Source organism: Candidatus Poriferisodalis sp., from assembly GCF_965198245.1.
Classification (GTDB): Bacteria; Actinomycetota; Acidimicrobiia; order Acidimicrobiales; family Poriferisodalaceae; genus Poriferisodalis.
On record NZ_OZ240249.1, the window covers coordinates 960,637 to 978,585 of the forward strand.

Annotated in this window: 21 protein-coding genes; 15 read left to right on the forward strand and 6 right to left on the reverse strand. The window is 63.9% G+C overall.

The features are described from left to right. Positions 1–4: 4 nt before the first annotated feature. Positions 5–1,297 carry an ATP-binding protein gene (locus ACOCMM_RS04550; RefSeq protein ID WP_419552004.1) on the reverse strand — a complete coding sequence of 431 codons (1,293 nt, stop codon included), beginning with the start codon at positions 1,295–1,297 and terminating at the stop codon, positions 5–7. A gap of 349 nt (positions 1,298–1,646) precedes the next feature. On the opposite strand from ACOCMM_RS04550, the gene ACOCMM_RS04555 reads away from it, so the two are divergent. From ACOCMM_RS04555 to ACOCMM_RS04610, 12 genes are all read left to right on the forward strand, one after another. Next, a complete protein-coding gene (locus tag ACOCMM_RS04555) occupies positions 1,647–1,907 on the forward strand; it encodes a hypothetical protein (RefSeq protein ID WP_419552005.1) in 261 nt (86 codons plus the stop codon). Beyond that, on the forward strand, positions 1,904–2,194 hold the full coding sequence (locus tag ACOCMM_RS04560; RefSeq protein WP_419552006.1) for a hypothetical protein: 291 nt from the start codon (positions 1,904–1,906) through the stop codon (positions 2,192–2,194). Before ACOCMM_RS04555 ends, ACOCMM_RS04560 begins: the two co-directional genes overlap by 4 nt. Positions 2,195–2,232: 38 nt before the next feature. Beyond that, positions 2,233–2,358 (forward strand): hypothetical protein, encoded by a 126-nt coding sequence (locus ACOCMM_RS04565; protein ID WP_419552007.1) that lies wholly within the window; start codon positions 2,233–2,235, stop codon positions 2,356–2,358. A gap of 248 nt (positions 2,359–2,606) precedes the next feature. Then, a complete protein-coding gene (locus tag ACOCMM_RS04570; protein ID WP_419552008.1) occupies positions 2,607–2,894 on the forward strand; it encodes a DUF1778 domain-containing protein in 288 nt (95 codons plus the stop codon). Beyond that, a complete protein-coding gene (locus tag ACOCMM_RS04575) occupies positions 2,891–3,409 on the forward strand; it encodes a GNAT family N-acetyltransferase (RefSeq protein ID WP_419552009.1) in 519 nt (172 codons plus the stop codon). Before ACOCMM_RS04570 ends, ACOCMM_RS04575 begins: the two co-directional genes overlap by 4 nt. A gap of 209 nt (positions 3,410–3,618) precedes the next feature. Beyond that, on the forward strand, positions 3,619–3,828 hold the full coding sequence (locus ACOCMM_RS04580; RefSeq protein ID WP_419551964.1) for a hypothetical protein: 210 nt from the start codon (positions 3,619–3,621) through the stop codon (positions 3,826–3,828). Next, the gene (locus ACOCMM_RS04585) at positions 3,825–4,223 is read left to right on the forward strand and encodes a type II toxin-antitoxin system death-on-curing family toxin (protein ID WP_419552010.1); all 399 of its coding nucleotides are present in this window, start codon (positions 3,825–3,827) and stop codon (positions 4,221–4,223) included. The genes ACOCMM_RS04580 and ACOCMM_RS04585 overlap by 4 nt, the downstream gene beginning before the upstream one ends. Before the next feature lie 33 nt (positions 4,224–4,256). Then, positions 4,257–4,418: a hypothetical protein gene (locus ACOCMM_RS04590; protein WP_419552011.1), complete on the forward strand. Its 162-nt coding sequence runs from the start codon at positions 4,257–4,259 to the stop codon at positions 4,416–4,418. Next, positions 4,415–4,840 (forward strand): type II toxin-antitoxin system VapC family toxin, encoded by a 426-nt coding sequence (locus ACOCMM_RS04595; RefSeq protein ID WP_419552012.1) that lies wholly within the window; start codon positions 4,415–4,417, stop codon positions 4,838–4,840. The genes ACOCMM_RS04590 and ACOCMM_RS04595 overlap by 4 nt, the downstream gene beginning before the upstream one ends. A gap of 7 nt (positions 4,841–4,847) precedes the next feature. Next, positions 4,848–5,003, forward strand: coding sequence for a hypothetical protein (locus tag ACOCMM_RS04600; RefSeq protein ID WP_419552013.1), 156 nt, complete (start codon positions 4,848–4,850; stop codon positions 5,001–5,003). 42 nt (positions 5,004–5,045) lie between these two features. Next, positions 5,046–5,258, forward strand: coding sequence for a ribbon-helix-helix domain-containing protein (locus ACOCMM_RS04605; protein WP_419552014.1), 213 nt, complete (start codon positions 5,046–5,048; stop codon positions 5,256–5,258). 124 nt (positions 5,259–5,382) lie between these two features. Further along, positions 5,383–6,114 carry a ClpP family protease gene (locus ACOCMM_RS04610; RefSeq protein WP_419552015.1) on the forward strand — a complete coding sequence of 244 codons (732 nt, stop codon included), beginning with the start codon at positions 5,383–5,385 and terminating at the stop codon, positions 6,112–6,114. Between the two features lie 317 nt (positions 6,115–6,431). Here the strand turns inward: ACOCMM_RS04610 and ACOCMM_RS04615 are convergent, their stop codons facing one another. Further along, positions 6,432–7,130, reverse strand: a complete 699-nt coding sequence (locus ACOCMM_RS04615) for an ISL3 family transposase (protein WP_419554821.1) — start codon at positions 7,128–7,130, stop codon at positions 6,432–6,434. On the opposite strand from ACOCMM_RS04615, the gene ACOCMM_RS04620 reads away from it, so the two are divergent. The 3 genes from ACOCMM_RS04620 to ACOCMM_RS04630 all read left to right on the forward strand — a co-directional run bounded on the left by ACOCMM_RS04620 (position 7,089) and on the right by ACOCMM_RS04630 (position 10,170). Continuing rightward, entirely contained in the window at positions 7,089–8,801 is a 1,713-nt protein-coding gene (locus ACOCMM_RS04620; RefSeq protein WP_419552016.1) for an ISL3 family transposase, read from the forward strand. The genes ACOCMM_RS04615 and ACOCMM_RS04620 overlap by 42 nt on opposite strands. Then, positions 8,798–9,721 carry a hypothetical protein gene (locus tag ACOCMM_RS04625; protein ID WP_419552017.1) on the forward strand — a complete coding sequence of 308 codons (924 nt, stop codon included), beginning with the start codon at positions 8,798–8,800 and terminating at the stop codon, positions 9,719–9,721. Before ACOCMM_RS04620 ends, ACOCMM_RS04625 begins: the two co-directional genes overlap by 4 nt. Before the next feature lie 89 nt (positions 9,722–9,810). After that, positions 9,811–10,170: a hypothetical protein gene (locus ACOCMM_RS04630; RefSeq protein WP_419552018.1), complete on the forward strand. Its 360-nt coding sequence runs from the start codon at positions 9,811–9,813 to the stop codon at positions 10,168–10,170. Between the two features lie 349 nt (positions 10,171–10,519). On the opposite strand, the gene ACOCMM_RS04635 is transcribed toward ACOCMM_RS04630, so the two are convergent. The 4 genes from ACOCMM_RS04635 to ACOCMM_RS04650 all read right to left on the reverse strand — a co-directional run bounded on the left by ACOCMM_RS04635 (position 10,520) and on the right by ACOCMM_RS04650 (position 17,902). Further along, positions 10,520–12,109, reverse strand: a complete 1,590-nt coding sequence (locus ACOCMM_RS04635) for an AAA family ATPase (RefSeq protein ID WP_419552019.1) — start codon at positions 12,107–12,109, stop codon at positions 10,520–10,522. Between the two features lie 303 nt (positions 12,110–12,412). After that, positions 12,413–12,895, reverse strand: a complete 483-nt coding sequence (locus tag ACOCMM_RS04640; RefSeq protein ID WP_419552020.1) for a hypothetical protein — start codon at positions 12,893–12,895, stop codon at positions 12,413–12,415. A gap of 532 nt (positions 12,896–13,427) precedes the next feature. Continuing rightward, complete coding sequence (locus tag ACOCMM_RS04645) at positions 13,428–16,157, reverse strand: hypothetical protein (RefSeq protein WP_419552021.1); 2,730 nt, start codon at positions 16,155–16,157, stop codon at positions 13,428–13,430. After that, the gene (locus ACOCMM_RS04650; protein ID WP_419552022.1) at positions 16,154–17,902 is read right to left on the reverse strand and encodes a hypothetical protein; all 1,749 of its coding nucleotides are present in this window, start codon (positions 17,900–17,902) and stop codon (positions 16,154–16,156) included. The genes ACOCMM_RS04645 and ACOCMM_RS04650 overlap by 4 nt, the downstream gene beginning before the upstream one ends. Positions 17,903–17,949: the final 47 nt, after the last annotated feature.

Below are 17,949 nucleotides of genomic sequence, written 5' to 3' on the forward strand. Positions count from 1 at the left end.
CAGGTCAGGGGGCGAGAGCGGTGATGGGGGCCACGGCGATGCCGTCGGGGCGTTCGTAGGCGTAGCCGGTGGCGGTGATGACGGCGAGCCGGGCGAGGGGTCCGGTGCGGGACTGGTCGATCCTGTCTCGGAGCCTCAGCAGGCTCTTGGCGGCGTGGTCGATGGCCTGCGCGCCGCCGAGCTTGATCTCGAGTGCAGCCCAGCGTCCGTCGGGGTGCTCGACGATGGCGTCGGCTTCGAGGTGGTGGCTGTCGCGGTAGTGCGACAGCGCGCAGCGGTTGGCTTGGGCGTACACCAGCAGGTCCCGCAGCACCAGCGACTCGAAGAACCGTCCCGCGAAGGCGAGATCGGCCAGCAGATGATCAGTGCCGATGCCGAGCGCGGCGGCGGTGAGCGAGGGATCGCACAGCATGAGCTTGGGCGAGCGGCGCGCTTGGGCCCGCGAGGCGATGTGGGGCCGCCATGCAGGTATCTCCTCCGCCACGAACAGGCGGGCGAGCGCGGCCAGGTAGCCGGCCACGGTGCGACGCTCGACCGGCGGCTCGCCAGGCGCCGCGGTGTCGGCAGCGAGCACTGTGTGGCGGACCTCGGTGGCCACGTTGCGGGCGACCGAATTCAGCAGCCGGCCGACGCGCACCGGGTCGCGCTGAACCCCGTCCACACGCGACACGTCGGTGCGGCTGATCTCGCCCAGGTAGGCGCTGTGCGCCCGGACGGCGAGGTCGAGGTCTGCGTCGAGCATCTGCGGCCAGCCGCCCCGACACCCCAGCGCGAGCACGTCGGTGAGTTCATGCCCGGCGTCGGCGGCGCGGCACGGCTCGCCTTCCAGCAGCCCGTGCAGCGACACTGCACCGGCCGAGTCGCCGCTTTCGTGCAGGCTCATCGGGCGCATCCGTACCCGCATCACCCGACCCGCCCCCGAATGGCGGGTGAGGTCATCTGGCGGGTCAGCCGAACCGGTCAGGATGAACTGGCCGGGCTGTCCCCGCGCGTCGCATGCTCTGCGCATAGCGTTCCAGATCCCCGGGGCGAGCTGCCACTCATCCACCAGACGCGGCGTCGGCCCGTCGAGCAGCGCCGCTGCGCTCATCCCTGCCGCGAGCGACGAGTCGACGCTCTCATCGACGAACACGGCGCTGCCGGCGAACCGCCGGCCTGTCCACGTCTTGCCGCACGCACGCGGCCCCTCCACCACTACAGCAGGCATCACCCGCAGCGCCTTACGCAGTTCCTCGTCCACCACGCGAGGCCGGTAACCGTCCGGTGCCAACCCGACGGCATCCCCGACAACGCTCATACGTGCCTCCGAACTGCCACACCTCGATGATATGCCAACAAAGTGGCAGTTCATAGGCCAATAAAGTGGCAGGTAGCACACCAATGAAGCCCAAGCACTCGCAGTGCAGTGCGAGTATTCCTCAAGGAAGTGGAGTTCCACGGCCCAGACGAGGTCGAACACCAGCTCGTCGGCCACCCGGCACTGTTCGAGCGCGTTGTGGTATGTCAGCCACTCGTTGGCCCGGCTGAACGGCCGCGGCACCGACAACTCGTAGAAGATGCCGAACTTATTGCGCTGTTCTAGCCCAGCACCGCCGGTCCCGGAAAATGGTTCGGGCTGGCAAAGTCCGTCTCCCTACTCTCGCCCGATGCCCGCTGGATCGGAACGTCATCCCGACAAGGACGTCAACGCTGCGCTTGAGGCGATGAGCGAGGCGGGTTGGCGGATCGAACGCGCCCGAAGCCGCTCGGCGCACGCTTGGGGAAAGGCGTTCTGCCCGTACTCCGAGCAGCGTGCGCACTTGGATTGCGCCGTGTCGGTGTCTGGCACGCCTCGAAGCGGTGGCAATGAGGCGCGTAGACTGCAAGGGCGCATCCGGCGGTGCCAGAGAATCGGCGAGGGGCCATGACTCAGCAACCTTCGACGGAACGCAGCCCCGTCCATCACTTCGTGCTGGTCACCGACGGGCTTGACCTGCTTGACGACGACAATCTCGAAACGCTCTACGAGGCGGGTTGCACCGATGCCAGCATCGGCCATCGCACCGTCGAGTTTGACCGCGAAGCCCCGACTCGCTGGGACGCCATCCGGCAGGCAATTCGAGACGTGAGCACGGTCTCAGGATTGCGGGTTGTTGATGTCCGCGACGGCATGGACGCCATACCCGCCGCGCCGACAGATCACGCGCTTGCGTAACTCTCACGGCCGGTTGCGCTCCCGACGGAGCGCATGACGTGGCACAGGTCGTAATCGCCGGGCAGGACTGCGGCAGCGGGAACTGGCTGGCCGAAGGCGGCATCGACGGCCTGCGGTCCCGGCGGCTGGCACGTTTTCCGTTCGGCTGGTTCTACTTCGAATGAGGCGACTATGTCGATGTGGCCGTCTCTAGGCAGACGCTCAAGATCTCGAATCGATGCTGGGCGACCTGAGTCAAGGGCGATGAGACGCAAGTTGTCGCCGCCGGACAGCACCGTGAGCGTGCTCACGTCAGCGATGCCACGAAAATCAAGCCACTGGCCCCGATCAGTGGCGGTATCGTCGTCCTCAGCGTGGCCGGATGATGGCCGTACACTGTCGAGCACGGTGGAGCGGAACGGGAGCAGGCGCCATGGCAGACACAGCGAACCGGGTGCGCAGCGCACGCCTCGAGGTGCGCATGACGCCCGAGGAGCGTCGGCTCATCGACGACGCAGTGGCCGCCACGGGTGTGCTGCTGAGCGATTTCGTGTTGAGCAGCCTGCGCATCGCGGCTCATGACGCGCTGGCGGACCGGACGGAGTTCGCGCTCGATGACGACGGTCGTCGTGTGTGGGACGAGCTGAATCGGCGGCCCGCCCGCGAGCTCGTCGGCTTGCGGTCGCTCATGTCCCGCGCGTCGCCGTTCGTCGAAGAGTGACGACCGGGTACCGGTCGCCTCGCCTGCTGGAATCTGCGGACGACGTTTCGGGCTTCGTCTGCCGATCCGCTGCGCAGACGCGCTGGCTTCGGCGGTTTGGCCGTCAGGCCCATGCGACCGGCACGACACGGGTGTTCGTGGTCACGCCCGCCGACAGCGCCGAGGTGGTCGCCTATTACGCCTGGTGCATGGCGAGCATTTCCCCCAGCGACGCGCCCGACAGGCTGCGCGTTGGCGCCGGCAAGTATCCGCAGCCGGTCGCCTTGCTCGCGCGGCTAGGCGTGTCGACCAGCCACGAGGGGCAGGGACTGGGCGCAGGACTCTTGGCAGACGTCATGCGGCGAGCGTCGGCTGCGGGACGGACTGTCGGCTGCAGAGGCCTGCTGATTCACGCCGAATCCGATGAGGCCCGAGCCTTCTACCTGCATCTGATCCCGGAGTTCGAGCCCTCCCGGACTGACCCCCTGCATCTGCTCCTGATGATGAAAGACATCCGCCGCACGGTTTCGACATAACGACCTGGTGCGGCCAGTCATCAACCCGTCTGCTTCGAGTCTCGGGGTGCCATCGAGGTACATATCCATGAGGGTCTCGTCGGGCACGGAAGGATCACGGTCGTTGCAGAGACACCAAAGCACGTAGCGGCCTACACGCCTTTCTGCGTGGATGCCCGCTTCCAGGCGCGTGCGCGTGCTCATGAGTGGTATCGCGATATCATGATCTCATGACAAGACAGACGACGGTCCGGCTGCCGGACGATCTGGCGCAGGAGGCTGAGGTTGTCGCCCGGGTCCAGGGTTCGAGCATGAATCAGCTCATTGTCGACTCGTTGCGCGCCGAGATCGGGCGGGTACGCGCAGACGACGACTTCACGTCCACGGCGAAACGTCTGCTTGAGAGAGATCGCGAGCTGCTTGAGCGGCTCGCGCGGTGACGCGGTATCTGAGCATCGCTGAGTACTTCTGGCTTGCCGAGCAGGTCACTGGAATTCGGGCTGAAGAGCTATCTAGGTCTGCTCGTGTCGAATTGGCGGATTCGGCGCTGCACGCCCCGCAAGCAAGCTATGGCGGGACGGACTTCTACTCGGACTTGATGGACAAGGCAGCGGTGCTCTGCTGGCGCTTGGCGCGCAACCATCCGCTGCCAGATGGCAACAAGCGAGCAGCTTGGGCAGCACTCGTCGTGTTCATCGACCTCAATGGTGGACGCTGGGATCCCGATCCACCAGATGTAGACGACGCAGAACACACAATGCTCGCCGTGGCAGCCGGGGACATCGACGAGGACTCCCTCGCAGGGTGGCTCCGCGAGCGGATCACATTCGCCTGAGCAAAGGGGCTGCGCGGGGTCATGGAGCGCGAGATGGGCGCTGAGCCCGAGGACGAGCACCTGAGCCGTTTGATCACCTCGGGTGTGCTTCGGGCGGGGCACGGAGATGCCGCGGACGTGCTCGACGAGCCTCCCTTGCAGGTCCCGATCAGCCTCACCGAAGCGTTGGCCGCCGAAAGAGAGGATCGTGTGTGAGGTATTGGGACACCTCGGCGCTGGTGCCGCTCTTGGTTGCCGAGGCGACGTCTGAGGTGGTGCGGTCGTGGCTGGGCGAGGACGGTGTCATCGCAACGTGGGCATGGACGCGTGTCGAGATCGCAAGCGCCGTGGAGCGGCGAGCGCGTGAGGGCGACCTCTCGCGGGAGCAGCGCCGCGCCCTTATGAGCCGCTTGGACGGGTTCAGCGCTACATGGCACGAAGTGGTCGAGGTGCTGGCCGTGCGGTCGCGTGCGACGTCGGTGCTGGCACGGCATCCGCTTAGCGCTGCCGACGCCGCTCAGCTCGGCGCCGCATTGCATGTTCACGACCAACTCGGTGCTCCGTTGCAGTTCGTGAGCCTGGGCCAACGCCTCACCGAAGCAGCCGAACGCGAAGGACTCGCCGTCGTCTCCGCGTGAGCCGACAGTGTTCGAGGGCGACATCGGCGAGTGCGCCTACTTCGCCAACGTCGCCACGCTCGCTGAACTCGAGGACATGATTCGAGCAGCCGCCGACCTGGCCGGCGCGGAACCCGAGATCGTCATCTTGCCGGAGACTGTCACCGACACAGTCACAGCCTGATCCCATCGGCCCAAACCCCACGCACCGCGAATGGGCCATTCGATGCGCAACTACATTGACCAGCGCGTGCGAGGCGGCGAGTACGGCAACACCAATGAACACCTGTGCGATCTGATCCGGCGCGATCAGCAGGCCGAGGCAGCACGCCGCTTCCGAATGCTGATCGCTGACGGGCTCGAGTCAGGCGAAGGGCGCCCGCTGACGCCCAAGGTCGTCGACGAACTCCGCGCCCAAGCGTTCGGCCGAGCCGTGTGACAGACATCCGACTGCGCCCGCTCGCCGAGGCCGACTTGCCAAAGTGAATCACTCTCCGTGTTGGGGTCATGAGCCGTCCCCGTTGTGGACTGGTGTCCCGCATGCGGCTTGTACTGTGCGCGCTGTGAGTTTCCACGCCAGCGAATCGCAGCATTCCGGTCGCAGTCGTGCATTCGCCTTCTCGGGGCAGGCAAATCAGCGGGAGCGTGCGCACGGCCCGTACCTTTGGCCATCCGAGGAAGACCCCTCTTGGCTGTTCGCGGATGATTCCATCACCTTGGGCAAGCCACGTCGACGACTTGACCAGCTCGCGAGTGAGCGCTCGCACGAGTTGGACTCCCGGCTGATTAAGGAGAACATCATCTTCCTGGGCACGTATATCGACGACGTCATAGCCAACCGGGTGTGCGCGCAGATGATTCACCTCGAGTGGGAGAACCCGGACAAGGACATCAACATCTACATCAACTCGCCGGGCGGTGACGTCAGCTCGCTGTTCACCATCTACGACACCAGCCAGTCCGTCCGCAACGACATCATGACGGTCTGCCTGGAAGAGGCCTCGGGAGCGGCTGCAGTGCTGCTGGCCGCTGGCACGCCGGGCAAGCGGATGGCGCTACCCAACGCGCGAGTGCTATTGAGTCAGCCCTACGGTTCGGCGATGGGCCAAGCGGCCGACATCGAACTGCGGGCCCGGGAGATCGACCAGCTGCGCCAACGGATCGAGCGAATCACTGCGTACCACACCGGCCAGCACCCCGAGCGCATCCGCGCCGATACGGAGCGGGACTTCATCATGGATGCCGAGGCCGCAAAGAAGTACGGGGTCATCGATCAAGTGATCGCGAGCCGTTAAGGGCCCGGTACCGCCCTGTCCAGCGCTGCCCAATGGTCCGGTGAGATGCGCCCTCCACTCGACGAGCGCATAGCAATCCCACAGGGGCACCTCACTGAGATCGCCAGATCTTGGGGTCCGTCGCGGGTTAGGTGACCCGTCCCAACACAATGAGACTTGCTGGTTGCCTCTGACTTGGGTTAGCGAATCGGCATCGCCGTGGAGACCATTGGCGACAAGTATGCCAACCAGCACCGGTGACGAATCGTAGACCACATCCTATGAATACCCGAGCCTTCGTCTTTTTTTGGGATTCGGGCTGCTGGGATCGGCGAGGTTCATGTTAGGAGAAGGCCGCGGGCTTCGAAGTTGGCGTAGTTGGTGAAGCCGTGGGCTTTGCGGCGCAGGACCTGGAGCAGGTTGTTGGTCCCTTCGATGCGGCCGTTGCTGGGCCGCCCTGCTCGGTGCCAGTCGAGGATCTGGTTGTGCCACGCGAGGAACGTGTCGACGGTGTCGCTGAACTCGGGGATCAGCCCGGTGTCGTAGATGTCCGCGAACCGGTCGAGCGCTTCGAGGGCGCCTTTGCGGTCTTTGGCGAGATAGAGCTGGTGCAGCCCGCCGAGCGCCTCCCAGGCTGCCTTGAGCCGCGGATGGGTCTCGAACAGCGCGTCGAGCCGTTTCTGCTCGGCGGCGTCGAGCTTGTCGGGCCGGCGCATGAGCAAGAACCTGGATCGGAACACGTCAGGGTCGAACGCGGGCTTGGACCCTTCGGGGCGGCGCTGCACGTCTCGGCGCACCGCGGTGAGCCCCGCCGCGAACCATCTGATGACGTGGAACCGGTCCAGGACGTGGCGGGCGTGGCCGAGCCGCCGGTCTATTGCTGTTTTGTGGCTCTTCGCGATTTTTTGGGATGACGGTGGGTTGGGGGTCCTTGGGTAGGGGTCGAGGCCCTGCTGGGTTCGGTGTTTGCAGGCGCCGAGCCCTGGAGGGTCTCGATGGCGAGAGATGTTGTGTGGGTGCGGCTGTGGCTGGCGCAGGTGGGGGTGCTGGGGGTGTTGGTCGACTTGCCCGAGCGGCTGGCGGTGGGGGTCGTCTCGACAGTGCTGGGTGCGAAGTGGCCGCGCTGCGCGACGCCGAGCGGGCGGGTGCATGGCCGCCGCGACAACAAGGTGCGCGATCTGGAGGTGTCGGGTCGGCCGGTGACGCTGGTGTGGCGGCGGCGGCGGCTGGTGTGGGGGCCGTGCGGCGGTCGGTTCTGCGAGGACCGCCCGGCGTTCGAGGGCCGTCTCACGGCCCGGCTGGCCCGTCGTGTGGTCCAGGACGCGCGGGCGATGACGGTCAACGCGGCGGCCCGCCGCCGCCGGCTGGGCTGGGGTCTGGTCAATGCGCTGGTGGTCGTCTATGCGGGGCTGGTCGCGGACCGCCGGCGGCGGCGGAGATGCCGGCTGCTTTTGGTGGAGGGGACCTCGATCCGCCGTGGGCACCGGTACGTGACGGTGCTCGTGAACGGCGACACCGGCGAGGTGCTCGCGATGGTGCCCCACCGCAACGCCCAGGCGCTGTGGGGGTTCCTGGCCTCCCAGGGGCACAGATGGTGCAAGGGCGTGAAGGTCGTGGTGTCCGACGGCTCCAAGGCGTACAAGGCAGCAATCGAACGGCGGCTCGGCCGCGCCCGCCACGTGCTGGACCGGTACCGGGTCATCAGATGGTTCGCAGCGGGGCTGACCGCGGTGCGCCGCGACGTCCAGCGCCGCCCCGAGGGCTCCACCCCGGCGTTCGACCCCGAAGTGTTCCGGGCACGGTTCTTGCTCATGGGCCGCCCCGACACGCTCGACGCCACCGAGCGAGCACGCCTCGACGGCCTCTTCGCCGCCCACCCGAGGCTCAAGGCTGCATGGGCAGCGCTCGGCGAGCTGCACGGCCTCTACCTCGCCAAGGACCGAAAAGGCGCCCTCGAAGCGCTCGACCGGTTCGCGGACATCTACCGCACCGGCCAGATACCCGAGTTCAGCGACATCGTCGACACGTTCCTCGCCTGGCACGAGGAAATCCTCGACTGGCACCGAGCCCCACGGCCCCCCAACGGCCGAATCGACCGGACCGACAACCTGCCGCAGGTCCTGCGCCGCAAAGCCCACCGATTCACCAACTACGCCGACTTCGAAGCCCGCGGCATCCTCATCACACAGCCTGACAACACCGAGCCCAGCAGCCCGATCCCACAAAACCGCGAAGGCTCTTCAAGTTCACGCCGACCAACTAGGGATTCTTCCGCTGATCTCATCAAGCTCGACGAACGCGCCTGGGTGCTAGCCCGCCTAAGCCTCTGCATTCGGCGATTCAGTTTCCGGGTCGCCCCGTCGAGACGCAGCGGGCATGCCGACAGCGTGTGCCTGCGGAGTATCCGGCGGTCCAGTGAGGGTCGGGGTTCCACAGCAGATCGGACAGGTGCAGCCTCTATAGCTGGTGCTGGTTCGAAACTGCCCCCGACCGAGGTCGAACGACCGTTACGCTCGCGGCAAGGAGCGAGATGCCATCACGACAGTTCGACGAGCAGCGCCGAGCAACCGATGTGCTCGGCGGCGTCGACCGTGCGTACGCTCGCGCCCAGATCACGCTCGGCGAGTCCCTGCGGACCAGCGCCCTTGACCAAGCAAGCAGCGCAGTCTCGGAGATGTACCGGGCCGAACGCCAAGCCAGGCAAATGATCGCCGAACAGGCCGACATCGCTCAAGCATGCAGCGCAGCATCGAAGATGTACGAGGCCGAACGCCAAGCCAGAGAGATGTTCGCTGAGCCGACCCATGTCGCGGACCTGATCGGCGACATCGGCACCGCTGTCGCTTTCGCGCAGTCCACACTCGCCGAAACCGTGCAGACCGGCATCGAACGAGCCGTCGACATCATCGGCGCGATCGACACGAACCGATACAACACCGTCGAAAGCCTCAGCCTCACCACCGCGAACCGCGCGTATGACATTGGGGCCGACATCAAACGAGCCGCCGACTACATCGGCGCATTCGACACGAACCGATACAACACCGTCGAAAGCCTCAGCCTCACCACCGCGAACCGCGCGTATGACATTGGGGCCGACATCAAACGAGCCGCCGACTACATCGGCGCATTCGACACGAACCGATACAACACCGTCGAAAGCCTCAGCCTCACCACCGCGAACCGCGCGTATGACATTGGGGCCGACATCAAACGAGCCGCCGACTACATCGGCGCATTCGACACGAACCGATACAACACCGTCGAGAGCCTCGGCCTTACTGCGGCACGAGCCGTTCCGAGCGCATCGGCTGCTTGGTCTAGGAATCCAGACGCCGTGCTGGACGAGCCATTGTCGATGCCGACACAGGTTCACGACACTGAGCTTGCTCCTGCCGACGACGACTCCGACGCCACCGATCCGCTTGTGGTGCTGCTCGCATGCCTGGTCGCGCTCGCTGGCCTGCTGCTGTCGGCGCACATCGCCAATCCCGAACAAGTCATCCCACAGACAAGACTCTGGGTGACCGTGTTCGGCAACGCGATGCTGCATTCCCCCGAGTTCCACGGTTGGATGTACCTGACCACGTTCGTGGTGTCGCTGATAGTGCTACAACGACAGCGCTAGCAGTCCAAGAATCGCCGACTCTGCTTCGCGACGGCAAGCAGTCGGGAAAAAGGTCGCCGCGAAGGCGGCGCAGCAATAGCGTTCGACTGATGTCACTTCCGCAACCACCCACATCGAACGAATTGGCGGGCGAGCTTGCTGCCGCGCGTCGTGCTTATCTGCAGGCACTCGCGTACATGAGTCTCGACGAGCTTGGGACACACGCCGATGAACTGGAGCGTGTGGCCACGGAAGACGGCCAGCGGCCTGCCGACAGTGGCCGAGCGTTCTACCAGGACGCCCTAACACACATCGCTGAGAGCCTCCGTCAGCAAGCAGCCCAAATTCGAGCGCAACACCCTGATGGTTACGACGGCCCGCTCTTTCTGGACGATTGGGTCGGCGTGGTTGCCCCAGAGGGAGGCGGACTCGACCTCTTTGAGCCGCTGGAGGGTCCTGGGCACGGCTGACCCCCGCGCCAGCGTCGCATGACGCCGGTAGCGACGAAACAGCACAGCTACATCCCCACCCACTTCCGCACGGTTCACGTCATGTCGCGTCCAATTCTGCGGTTGTGTGCGACGGCTCTGAGCAGCGCTGCCATGTGGTGCGCTGTCAGGCCGTGTTTGCGGCAGGCGTTTGCTTCGAGGCCGCGGCGGGCCTTCAGGCTTGTGATTGCGTATTCGGTCTGAAGGCGTGCTGCGACGCTTCGCCGGTACGCGGCTTCCGAGTTGGTCCTGTTCGCATAGGCGCTGTCGGCGATCACGGTCGTGATGCCGTGTGCGGTCTTTCGAGCCGCAATTGTCCCTGAAATAGGTGTTAGGTAACTGCGTCAAGAGCAAGAATGCCTTCGAGTTCTTGATATGTCGACATATCCGGTGAAATGAGCGGCGCCAATATGCCTGAGCCGAATTGGTGCTTGTTTTCACCGAGGTTTTCCATATCGCACAATACCGTTTGAGCAGCTTGGAAGACTTCGCCTAGCGCGGCTTTCGCGCTTCCTCTCGCCGTTACCGAATGATCGCGGGCTGATTGCAGTTTCATCAGCGCCGTTCCCACTCGGTCACCGCGCTCGGTTACCAGCTTGGCAAGTACTTCGTCGTCCAAGAGATACGATTCGAGCGAGTTGCGCTGGAGAATTCTGAGATGGCTGTCTTGGGAGAGAAGTCGCTTGCGGTCGTCATCCGGAAGGTCGTCTCGGTCCCTGAGCCGCAGTACACGCGTGCCGGGGGCAATCACAGCTGCGATCTCTGATGCCGCGTTGAGCTGGCCCTTTCCGCCGCACGGAACAAAATCGACACGCTGGTACAGGTTGCGGAATATCTGTCGGTAGCACCGCTGGTCCCAAGCAGCGTTTCCAGTGGAGCCAGGCTGTCCTTCGCACAGCACGACGATTTCTGGGGCGATCAGTCCTGCAAGGTCGTCGAGCGCTACTTCCAGGGCGCCCCGCAGGAGTTGTCGTGACGGCACCACGGGTTCAATATCAACTTCGGGCAGCGGTCCCGCAACATTTCCGAAGTCCAAGAAAGCAACGGTACCGGGGTCCTTTGCGGCGACATCGAAGGCCCGGCGGATCATTCCGACCGAGTGCGTTGCGATCCACAATTGCGCTCCGTCAGGCATCAGGCCGAGTAGCTCCGACAGGACGCTTGCTTGAACGGCTGGATTCAGGTGTAGTTCGGGCTCGTCAAGGCACACCACGGGGCTGGCTAGTTCCGATACGGCCACATGTACGTCAAGGAGCAGATCGAAGACTGCTTTCTCACCGCCCGAGAGATTCTCGTACCGAAAGGCCCGAATTCCATCGCGTTCAAAATGATATGAGCCTTCGCTCGTTGGGTCGCCGAGGTTGGTGAACTCCAAATGCGGCAGGACGCGAATCAGCGCCTCCTGTACAGGCGCAAGCCATTCACGGATCTCTTGCAGGTCATCACTCGCGTCGCCATCAAGCCTCGAAAGAATGGGCAGGAATCTTGAGACGATGCGCTGGTAGTGCTCACGCAACGCACTGTCTGTCTCAATCATCCGATCGAGTCGATTGGACTCTCCAAGCTTGTTGACCTTCTGCACCTCGTTGGTCACGACCTCCGGCGTATTGCGATGTGCAGTCCTCAAGTGAATGCGTCGTCCCACTGGTGTTCCATCGGCATCAGCTTCCGATTCGTGGAATTTGAGTTGAGGCCTTCCAACCGCTGTCGCTTCGGCATTGAAGTAAGTGTCGGAGATCCTGCCACGCGCCGCACGACCATGATCCCTGGCCCATGACAGAAACGCGTCGAATACCGAGGACTTGCCCGAGCCATTCGGCCCCAACATCACAACCAGCTCAGTAGTCGCACTAATGGATGACATTCTCAACGAGCCGAAACGCTTGAAAGGCCCATCAATCTGCATGCCCTCTATGCGCATTCCTAGTTCCTTTCGGGTTGTCGATTCGCATGAAGCTGTGAGCGCGTGAGGCGAGCGCGTCTGGACGCCCTCATCACCGTGTCTAAGACGCGGAGGTCGACGTCCACAGCGGGCACCGTATCCGCACGACCAACGGCGACGCCTCAATTTGCTCGATGCGCCCAGCGTGTGCATGCATTGCCGCTCTGACGGTCCCTGTCGAGTTCGCAGGACCCTGAACGGTCGCCGCTCGCCGCTCTCTGCCGTGTTCCGCAGGTCGGAGCCGGGCGCCGTCAACGGGACGGGCACTTGCTGCATGCGAGATCAGGCTGCTTCGCGGTGTCTCAGGGCGATCATGGCGCAGGTGTTGGCGAACGGATTCAGTCCGCCAGAGACTAAGGCGATCAGCTCCTGTTGCGGTGTTTGGCTGGCGACGCCTGCTCCGACCAACATGCGCAGCCGGTCGACAACTTCTCTGCTCGACAGCATGAAGTGCAGCTGCGGGTCGTCGCCGTCGGGCGTTGGGCCTTCAACGATCATGTAGGAATCGGATTTCTTCTTCAAGTGTCGTCGTCTGACCGGCTCTTCGCGAGTCAGCTTCTCCGTTTGTGCTCGTGTCACTGGCCAGGTGAGGCGGTCGGCGACCGCATTGATCAGATCGACGAACCTGAGTCCGATGGTCACGTTCACGAGGTCCCGATACGGGGAGGTCTCGATTTCCTCCACGTCGACATACACGCAGGTCAGTCCAGGTAACTGCAGTTCCAGCTGCTCGTAGGGCGTCGTGGGTGTGTTTGGTTTGGACATGATGAATCTCACCGGCTATTGCGCAGGCTTTGGATGTCCGCCCTACGAGGGGCTTTTGACACAGTGGGCGGGGCGCGGTAGGTGTGTGGGCGGTTAGGTTCGCAAATGCCGTCGAACCGATCTAGAGCGCGTGGCTCTGTATCGCAGACGAACCTGACGTCGACTGAGCCGCTACGTTCGTGCCTGATGACGGGCTGGCTGCATTGTGTTTGATGGCCTCAGATGGACACAGGTTCGTCGCGGTCATTGGGTTGCTGAGAGTCCGCTGCGCCGCTACGGCTTTGTGGTGTGGTGGATGCGAGTCGGCAAGTGGCATGCGTACACAGCTCCCTACGACGACCGTTCACCGGGGGAGGTTCGCACGTTGCCCCACCGGGGCGTTCGGCATCGGACTTTGCGGGAGGCCAAAGGGGCGTGCGTCGCGGAGGCGAGACGTATCAGCAACGTCCTCGCTGCCAGCGACTCTCGGATCACGCGCACACAACCTCACGCGAAGCGACACCGAGGCAGTCGCGAAGCCCTACGAGGTGAGTCACGCAGCGAGGGTCTGTAGCCGTTCAACTGCGGCATCCCAAGGTTGTGTACTTGCGTCCGGCGGATCGAACTCGAACTCATCGTGGGTTCGCGGGTCGTACCGGAGCCCGACGCCACGTTCGTAATCAGCGAAGGCAACCGTTCCCGTCTTTGAGTGACTCACGCGCAGGTACTGCTCCTCGGGAAGCAGGCGAACGAGGTCAGAGAAAAGCTGTAGCGCCGTTGACGAGTCCAGCTCGACGAGTGGATCAGAGATCTCGAACACCTTCACGATCTCGTCTCCGAGGTCGCCGCGGTGGACCTTCTGCCTTGTTCGACTCACGGCGCTGGCGCGGCAGCCCACGATCTCGGCGACCGCGGTGAGGATCTCGTGGTCAGGCGTGTACGCCGCGAGGCCAGTGAGCTGGGCAACGAAGTCGGCAAGAGGCAAAGGGTTAGGGCCAATTCCACTGACTGCCGCAGCATCCTGAACCGATGTTCTGCCAACGCCACCGAGGTCGTGAGTGAGGATCACGCGCCACTCGTCGCGCACGCGCACAACATCCTCATCCTCAAGTTCCCAAGCGATGTCATACGCCTGGTGCATGGATGCGAGAAGCACAGCCTCGGCACAGTGAGCATCGAGGATGTCGATCGAGGCGAGCTGCTCTGCCTCGCTCATCGTCGCCACGTAGCCCGATCCGTCTTCGTCACCCCAGAAGAACCTCCAGAGCTCGACTTGGGCGTCGACGACGAAGGGTCGGTCGATGAGATCGAGCTGGGCGAGCTTCCAACACAGGTGGTTGAACACGACGTAGCTCGGCACGATCACGCTTGGTCCGACAAGCCGCGTGAACTCGATATCGGTCAGCCCTGCCACGAAGCGCTTGACGAAGCTCCGGAACTGTCGTCGTGCTCGCGCCCGTGCGCTCATCCGGCGACGTTCCACTTCGGCCTGCTCGGCTTCCGCAGTCTCCTCATCTTCGGCTTCGATGGTCTTGGCGAGATCGTTCAGGGAATCGCTGGCCGTCTCGGTTTCGATCTCCCCGGTCGCTCCGTCGCCACGACGCTGGCTGACTTCGGCACGAAAGCGATCGCTGATTGACCCGAGCAGGATCCCGAGCCCAGTCGAATCAGCGTGCCCACGTTGGTCCCATGCTCGATACTGCGCCAGCTTCGGATGGGAACGGATCGCGTCCCAGTCGAGGTCGTCGTAGCGAAGCGCCACAGACTCCTCGTCATCGGCGGGTTCGGGCACCTTGCGCTTGAGCATTCGCCACAGGCTCCGGCCGTCGACAATGAGCACTTCGTCGAGCTGGACGAGGAGTTTCTCGAGTTCTTCGTCGTCGAGATCGAAATCGCCTGCCTGCTTCAATAGATCGGTTCGCCCCTGTCCGGACGACAGAGCGATCAAAGCGTTGAGGTGGTAGGGGTACGCGGGGACGGTCCGTCGATCGGAGTCAAAGACGAAGGTGACAGCAGCGACGCGGCTGAGCTCGGCGGCAGCGGACTCGCCGAGAATTGCGGAGAACGGTGTCTTGCCATCTCGTGGAGCATCGAGGTGCCACTCGACGTCGTCGGCTGTCGACTCACCGACAATGAGGCCGGGAGGGGTGTCGACTTCGCCCGGAAAGACGCCGGTGAGCCGAAGTGGTATCCAAGACAGTTCCCGGACCTGTGGCGCGTAGTCATTGTCGTCGGGTTCGTCGTCACCTTCAGCGAGGGACAAGCCGAGCGATGAGACGTCTACGGGATCAGGGCTGACGACAAGGTCGGAGACCAGATGGTCGAAGGCACCCGGGGTTGCTTCGAGCAGGTTTGTGAACTCGATGTTGCCCGTCAGTCCAGCCTGAAGCAGTGCAGGTGTCGACACGTTCGGAGAGCCCTGCAGGCAGACGTCCGACGAGTTCAAGCGAGCGACGACGAACTTGGCGTGGAGGAACGTGCCTTTGTCGTGTGCCTGAACCGCTCGAACCTCGACCTGATTGGGGGCTGTGGACAGGACCTCGGACAATCGCCGCGGATCGACAGAAGTGATCCGCTCTTGCAGGAGGATTTGCAAGGACTGAGGCTGCGTCTGACCGATGAGCTCGGACAGCGCCGAACAACGATGGTCGTAGAAGGGCGCGTGGATGACGAGTTCGCGTACCGGACGGCCGTCGATGACATCGATGAACTGGTCGAGCAGCGGCAGCTCCAGGTTGTGGCGCACAGTGGAGGTCGCCTCGTCGGCCGCACCGAAGATCCATGGTGCGTCCTGCCAGGCCTGTTGGAGCCGGGGTCTCACGGTTTCGTCGACGAGTCCGCGAGCGATCACCTGCTCCAGGAAGTCCTTCACCGCAACGAAGGCATGGAAGTGCTGGGGGTCTTCCTCCGACCAGCTATAGGTGGTAAAGCACTCCCCCTGCGACGCAAGACCACCCATACCGAGATTGCCCGACCCGACTGCAAGGAGTCCTCGATTCTCCGCGAGGAGGAGAATCAGCTTGGCGTGAGCGACGCCCGGCAACCGCATAGGTGCGAGAACGTAGGTGCGATTGACATGGCGGAGCGGGCTGCTGTTCTCGACCGCAAGGAGTCGACGATCTACTTGTCGACCGTCTGCGAAGATCAGGCGGTTCTTCGCCCGGTCGATCTGTCGCCACAGGTCTCGTTCGTAGAAGGCAAGGTCAGCGCCGTACGTGGTGATGATGACGCTGTCCCATGCCTCGTCGAACAGCGTTGGCACGCGGATTCGAGGTGCCGTCACACGCCCTCCGCAGCGGCGAGCGATTCGAACGCCCCAGATGCCGGCAGATCACCGTCAGTCCGTAGAAGCTCACCTTCCTCGGTCAGGCCGTGATGCTCGACGTACAAGTAGCCACTCCAGCCGAGCTCGTAGACGAAGGTTGCGAGCGCGTTGAACCTGGAGTCGTTCATGCCCACTTGGGCGTCCTTCGGGAAGAAGCGGAGTCGCCCGGCCTCTCGTCGGAACCGGAAAGTGTCACCCGTCGTCGCAAGCTTGGCGGTGGCGACACGTTCGTGCTGGGCGATCACGTAGTCGAGCGTCAACCAGTGGGCGACTTCCCCAATCGTTGCGTTGGCGTCGACCCGTGTTCGGAGCGCATTGATGAATCGCTGCAGGCCGAGTCGATCTTGTCCCCCCTCTAGGACAGGGAACCAATCGGCCGGTTCGATGAGGGCGAGCTCGGGCGGCCACAGGCGGGCAGCAACGAACGTCGCGAGCGTGAGAGCAGCAGCGAGCATGTCTGAGCTGTGGTCGGTCGCCTGTCGCCCGTAGCCGAGCCATTCGATGACTCGGTCCTCTGTGAGGTCACAGTCGAGGTCCCAACGATCATCGAGATGGTCGGTGACGCCGCCAACCGCCATTACCCACGCGAGCAGTTCGCGGTACGGCGATTCTGCTGTAAGTCCGCTGGATGGCAGGTCGACACCGACCGACTCGGCGAAGCTCTCGAAGTCGATCGCGTCGATCGAAGCGATCAGGTCAGTCGTCGGGACCGGGTAGATGTCCCCATCACGCGCGAGCCCCCAGAAGGACAATCGTCGCCACATCTCGTTGATGGCCGCGTTGAAGTACTCACGTGCCTGATAGAGACGCCACCTACGCGCAGTACGGACGAGCAGCAGCGGTGGGACAAACGTGGCGCCGGGAGCGTTCGGCTCTTCTGTGCGGTCGACGCCGTAGTAGACGAGGCGCCGGAACGAGTCCGCATCCACCGGACTGGAATCGCTCTGGTCCGCCAGCTCGCAGAACATGCGCAGCGTTTGGCGACGCGCCTCGGTCTCGACCGGGCTGCCGTGATGGAGGAAGGCGTCAACTAGGAGTGGACGGTCGAGTGCGGAATCGTCACGGAGGCGGCAGAAGCAGGCCAGCTCGCCGTACTCGGCTGCGACCGCATACGGAAGCTCCTCATCGTGGCGGTCAATCCAGTTGCGGTAGTACTCGGTGTCGGCAATCACAGCCCGGAAAGCATCCGCGACGACCTGGCCCTCGGGTGTGACGGCGTCGACGGGCAGCCCGAGTCGCGGGTCGGCGAGCGCGACCAGGCCAACGGCCTGCATGACGGTCGCGTAGTAGAGCCCGTAGCCGCCCATCACGGACTCCATGTAGTCGAACTGCGGATCGAACCCGTTCGGCTCGTCTGCGACAACCCCCGCTATTCGTCGCGTGCCGATCGGCGTGCCGTAGTGGTCGGGGCTCTCGCAAAGAGAGCACGCGACCGAGTAGATGCACTCCATCGGCCGGTACCAATCCCGAAGCGCGGCCTTCGTCCTCGGCAGGTCGCGCTTCCAGAACTCGCTCAACAAGAAGGCGTAGAACGACCAGTAGCGCGGGTGGATAGTCAGCACATTGATGCCCGGCGACAGTCGCGGAAGGATTCGATCGGTCACGACGGAGCCGAGCCCGAGGTGGTCCTGACCGCCACCGGGCTTGTACATCTTCTCCGTCCAATACGGGACGCCGTCAACTAGCTCTGCAGAAGACATCATCGACCCCGCATGGGACGCAACGCTCGCTGGACCAGTGCTAGGCGCAC